4 protein-coding genes and 1 pseudogene are annotated in these 5,047 nt (G+C 72.7%); 3 read left to right on the forward strand and 2 right to left on the reverse strand.

The features are described 5' to 3' along the window. The first annotated feature begins 124 nt into the window (after positions 1–124). Positions 125–533, forward strand: a pseudogene (locus VKG64_17065) (gamma-glutamylcyclotransferase). Here VKG64_17065 and VKG64_17070 read toward each other — a convergent pair. Continuing rightward, positions 514–1,041: a cyclic nucleotide-binding domain-containing protein gene (locus tag VKG64_17070; GenBank protein HKB26748.1), complete on the reverse strand. Its 528-nt coding sequence runs from the start codon at positions 1,039–1,041 to the stop codon at positions 514–516. The pseudogene VKG64_17065 and the gene VKG64_17070 overlap by 20 nt on opposite strands. 4 nt (positions 1,042–1,045) lie before the next feature. Further along, positions 1,046–2,278, reverse strand: a complete 1,233-nt coding sequence (locus tag VKG64_17075) for a Glu/Leu/Phe/Val dehydrogenase dimerization domain-containing protein (GenBank protein ID HKB26749.1) — start codon at positions 2,276–2,278, stop codon at positions 1,046–1,048. A gap of 104 nt (positions 2,279–2,382) precedes the next feature. Here VKG64_17075 and VKG64_17080 point away from each other — a divergent pair, with 104 nt between their 5' ends. Continuing rightward, positions 2,383–3,141 carry a glycosyltransferase family 2 protein gene (locus VKG64_17080; GenBank protein HKB26750.1) on the forward strand — a complete coding sequence of 253 codons (759 nt, stop codon included), beginning with the start codon at positions 2,383–2,385 and terminating at the stop codon, positions 3,139–3,141. Beyond that, positions 3,138–4,865 carry a tetratricopeptide repeat protein gene (locus tag VKG64_17085; protein HKB26751.1) on the forward strand — a complete coding sequence of 576 codons (1,728 nt, stop codon included), beginning with the start codon at positions 3,138–3,140 and terminating at the stop codon, positions 4,863–4,865. The genes VKG64_17080 and VKG64_17085 overlap by 4 nt, the downstream gene beginning before the upstream one ends. Positions 4,866–5,047: the final 182 nt, after the last annotated feature.

Here is a 5,047-nt window from a genome sequence, read left to right on the forward strand (position 1 = left end):
AAGGCGCGTGCCGAGCACCGCTCCAGGCCGGGCTCAAGCGCGACGCGGATTTAGCGACGTCGCCAGCATCCCGCGCTGCCCAGCCCGTGGGCAGACGGCGTCGATTGCCCGTTCGGCGAGCAGCATGCTACGGTCGGCCGCAGGAGAGAGCGCCTTGAACATCCGCCTGGCCGTGAACGGCACGCTGATGCGCGGGCTCGAGCTGAACGGCAACCTGCTCGCGGCCGGCGCGCGCTTCATCCGCGAGGCGACGACCGCGGCCTGCTACCGGCTCTGGTCCGTGGGCGACCGCCACCCGGCGATGCTGCGCGTGTCCACGGGCGGCGCGGCGGTGGCCGTGGAGGTGTGGGACGTGCCCGCGGCGGGGCTCGCGACGATCCTCATGTCGGAGCCGCCGGGGCTCTGCATCGGCAAGGTGCGCCTCGCCGACGGCGAGGAGACGCTCGGCGTCCGCCCTCTGCGAGGGCCAGCGGGAGATCACCGCGTACGGCGGCTGGCGCGCCTACGTCGCGGCTAGAAGCTCCACTCGCTGAAGAGCTTCTGCTTGAAGGTGGCGAGCTCCTCGACCGGGGCCTGGGCCTCGCGCAGGGCCGTGAGCTCGAGCACCCTCTGATCGAGGCGCGTGAGGCGCCCCGCCAGCACCTCGGCGATCACCGCGATCAGCTTGTAGGCGGCGAGCGACTCGCTCGCGACGAGCCGCTGGAACTGGGCCTTCGTGAGCAGGTAGAGCTCGCAGTCGGTCACCGCCTGTACCGTCGCCGAGTGCGCGCGCTCCATGATCAGGCTCATCTCGCCGAGCACGCTCGGCGCCTCGACTCTCGCGAGGGGCTGCGCTTCCCCGCTCGGCGCCTTCTTGACGATCTCGACCGTGCCCTTCAGCAGCACGAAGAGGCCGGTCGCACTGTCGCCCTCGCGCATGAGCGGGTGGCCGGCGCTCGCCTTGACCGGGACGAGCAGGCGCGTGATCTGCTCCGCCTGCTCGAGCGTCAGCCCCTTGCAGAGCACCGAGCGGATCGTGTCGCGGACCTGGCCGGCGAGCATGCCCTCACACCCCTCGGAGGGCGGTCGCGCGGCCGACGCGCCCGATCGCGACGATGAACGCCGCCGTGCGGAAGGAGACCTTGCGCTCGCGGACCACGCGCGCGAGCGTCGCGTACGCCTCGCGCATGTGCCGGTGGAGCTCGGCGTTGATCTTGTCCTCCTCCCACGTGAACTGCTGGATGTTCTGCGCCCACTCGAAGTACGAGACGGTCACGCCGCCCGCGTTCACGTAGATGTCGGGGAGCACGGCGACGCCGCGCTGGGCCAGGATCTCGTCGGCCTTCGGCGTCGTCGGGGCGTTCGCGGCCTCGAGCACGACCCGGGCGCGCACGTCGCGGGCGTTCGCCTCGGTGACGACGCCGCCGAGCGCCGCGGGCACGAGGACGTCCACGTCGAGGAGGAGGAGCTCGGCGTTCGTGATCGCGTCGGCGCCCGGGAACCCCACGACAGACTTCGTCCGCTTCGCGTGCTCGACGAGCTTCGGGACGTCGAGCCCCTCCGGGTTGCGGATCCCGCCCTTGGCGTCCGAGACCGCGACGACCCTGCCGCCGCGCTCGTGGAGGAAGCGCGACGCCCACGAGCCGACGTTGCCGAAGCCCTGGACCGCGAACGTCTTGCCCCGCACCTCGCCCTGGCCCACGTCCTTCAGGTACTCCTCCAGCGCGAGGACGGCGCCGCGCCCCGTCGCCTCCTCGCGCCCTCGCGAGCCGAAGAGGTCCACGGGCTTGCCCGTCACGACGGCCGGCGAGAAGCCGTGGATCTTCGAGTACTCGTCCATGATCCACGCCATCACCTGCGCGTTGGTGTTCACGTCGGGCGCCGGGATGTCCGTCTGCGGACCGATGATGTCGTGGATCTGCTCGACGAAGCGGCGCGTGAGGCGCTCGAGCTCGCGCGGCGAGAGCGTGTCGGGGTCCACGGCGATGCCGCCCTTGGCACCGCCGTAGGGCAGGTTCACGACGGCCGTCTTCCACGTCATGAGCGAGGCCAGGCCGAGCGCCTCGTCCATGTCCACGGTCGGGTGGTAGCGGAGCCCGCCCTTCATGGGGCCGCGGCTCTTGTCGTGCTGGACGCGGTAGCCGATGAACGTGCCCAGCTCGCCGTTGTCGAGGGTGATGGACACGTCCACCTTGACCTCGCGGAAGGGCGTGACGAGCATCCGCTCGACGTGCGCGGAGAGATCCATCACGCGCGCCGCCTTGCGGAAGTAGTAGTTGACCTCCTCGAAGCCGGACATCCGAGGCGATTGTACGCCAACCATCGCCGGCGCCGCGTCTTCCGTTCCGAAAAGTGGCCGTGGGAGCGGCGCGGCCACGATACCATCGGAGCGAGGCGCCGACGATGAGCCCCCCTTCCGCCCCGACGCTGTCCGTCGTCATCCCCGTCTACAACGAGCGCCGGACGATCGAGGAGCTGCTGTGGCGGGTCCAGGAGGCGGACGTCGACAAGGAGCTCATCGTCGTCGACGACGGCTCGACCGACGGCACGGCAGCGCTGCTCCGGGAGCTCGACGACGCGATCCGCCGGGGCGTCCCGGCGGTCACGCTGCCGACGACGGGCCGCCGGCTGCCGGTGGCGAACGTCACGATCCTTTTCCAGCCGGTGAACCGCGGCAAGGGGGCCGCCCTGCGGCGGGGCTTCGCGCTGGCGCGCGGGCGGATCGTCATCGTCCAGGACGCCGACCTCGAGTACGATCCCCGGGAGTACCCGGCGATGATCGATCCGATCGAGCGCGGCCTGGCCGACGTCGTCTACGGCTCGCGCTTCCTCGGCGGGCCGCACCGCGTCCTGCTCTACTGGCACTCGGTCGCGAACGTCGTCCTCACCCACATCTCCAACGTCTTCACCGACCTGAACCTCACCGACGTCTGGAGCTGCTACAAGGCGTTCCGCCGCGAGATCATCCAGTCCCTCGACTTGCGCGAGGACCGGTTCGGGTTCGAGCCCGAGGTGACCGCGCGGGTCGCGCGGCTCGGGTGCCGGGTGTACGAAGTGCCCATCTCCTACGCCGGCCGCACCTACGCGGAGGGCAAGAAGATCGGCTGGAAGGACGCGATCAGCGGGCTCAGGTGCCTGCTCCGCTACAGCATCTTCACGTGAGCGGACGGACCGGTCGGTGGCTCCTCGTGGCGATCGCCGCCGCCACCTTTCTCCTGTTCCTCCCGTCGCTGCGAAACGGCTTCGTCGACTGGGACGACAACCTCAACTTCACGCGCAATCCGTACTACCGCGGCCTCGGCTGGGCCCAGCTCCGCTGGATGGCCGGCGCGACCGTGACGACGCACTGGATCCCGGTGACCTGGCTGACGCTCGGTCTCGACTACGTCCTCTGGGGCATGAACCCGGCCGGGTACCACCTGACGAACGTCGTCCTGCACGCGCTGAACGCCGTGCTCTTCGCCCTGACCGCGTACCGGCTGCTCGAGCGGGCGCGGCCCCGGAGCGACCCGGCGACGCTCCGGGCGGGCGCCGCGGTGGCCGCCCTCTTCTTCGCGCTCCACCCGCTCCGCGTCGAGACGGTCGCGTGGGTCACGGAGCGCCGCGGTCTCCTCTCGGCGTGCTTCGCCCTGGTGACGGTGCTGACATATCTGAGGATGTGCGAGGCCGCCGCCGGCGCCCGGTGGCGGTGGCTCGCCGCGTCGGTCGGCGCCTACGCGCTGGCGCTCCTGTCGCAGGCCTCCGTTGTACCCCTGCCCGTCGTGCTCCTCGTCTTGGACGCCTACCCGCTCGGCAGGCTCGGCCCGCACTGGCGGGCGTGGACGGCGGCCGACGCGCGCCGCGTGTGGCTCGAGAAGCTGCCGTACGTGGCGCTCGCCGCGGGCGCGGCCACGATCGCGCTGGCGGTCAACCATGCGCAGGCCGTGTCCGCGCCGATCGCCTCGTTTCCGCCGGCCGCGCGGGTGGCGATGCTCGCGCACGCGCTCGTCTTCTACATCGTGAAGACCTTCATGCCGCTCGCGCTCAATCCCCTGTATGAGCTGCCCGAGCGGGTGAGCCCCCTCGCGCCGGAGTTCGCGGGCGCCCTCGTCGCCGTCCTGGCCGTCACCGGCGGGTTGTGGCTCTTGCGCCGGCGCTGGCCCGCCGGCCTCGCCCTCTGGGGCGCCTACGCGCTCGTGCTGGTCCCGGTGAGCGGCCTTTTCCAGACCGGCCACCAGTTGGTCGCCGACCGGTACACCTACTTATCGTGTCTCTCGTGGGCCCTGGCCATCGGCGGCGGCGTGTGCGCGGCGCGCGACGCCGCCGCGGCGGGGCGGCTCCGCGCGCCCCTCGCGGCCGGCGTCGCCGGCATCGCCGCGCTCTGGCTCGCGGGTCTCGCCGCCCTCACGTTGCTCCAGGTCGAGGTCTGGCGGAACACCGAGACGCTCTGGCGCTACGCGCTCGAGCTCGACCCCGCGTGCGCGCTCTGCTACAGCCAGCTCGGCGCCGAGCTCGGCAACCGGGGCGAGCTGGAGCGCGCGGTCGAGCAGCTCGAGCAGGGCGTCGCGCTCCGGCCCGGCGACGCGGTCCTGCACGGAAACCTCGGGCTGACGCTCTTCAAGCTGGGGCGTTTCACCGAGGCGGTGCCCCACACGGAGCAGGCGCTGGCGGCCCGCCCCGCCGACGTCGCGACGCGCGTCCGGCTGGGCGTCGCGCTCCTCGCCTCCGGCCGGGCGGCGGAGGGGATCGCGCAGCTCCGGCAGGCCGTCGTACTGGGCCCCCGCGACGCCGGCGCCCGGTACGAGCTCGCGCGTGCGTATCTGACGCTCGGCCACCGGGCGGCGGCCCGCGAGCAGCTCGACGTCCTCCGCCGCCTCGACCCCGCGCTCGCGCGCGAGCTCGAGTGAGCGGCCGGCGCGCGGCTCCGCCGCGGCGCCGCTCAGCCGGCAGCGAAGGGGTTCGGCTCGCGGAGCGCGGCCGCGACGACGAGCTCGCCGGCGGCGAGCCGCGCGCCGGCCGTCGGCGCCTGCGCCCGGGCGCGCGCGCGCGCGCGCCCGACCCGCTCGACGAGGTCGGCGTACTCGGGCCC

Source organism: Candidatus Methylomirabilota bacterium (assembly GCA_035260325.1).
Lineage (GTDB): Bacteria > Methylomirabilota > Methylomirabilia > Rokubacteriales > CSP1-6 > AR19.

What these genes read in the sequence shown, in the direction of transcription:
- VKG64_17070 (HKB26748.1), bottom strand. Translation starts at nt 1,041, where the DNA reads ATGCTCGCCGGCCAGGTCCGCGACACGATCCGCTCGGTGCTCTGCAAG.
- VKG64_17075 (HKB26749.1), bottom strand. Translation starts at nt 2,278, where the DNA reads ATGTCCGGCTTCGAGGAGGTCAACTACTACTTCCGCAAGGCGGCGCGC.
- VKG64_17080 (HKB26750.1), top strand. Translation starts at nt 2,383, where the DNA reads ATGAGCCCCCCTTCCGCCCCGACGCTGTCCGTCGTCATCCCCGTCTAC.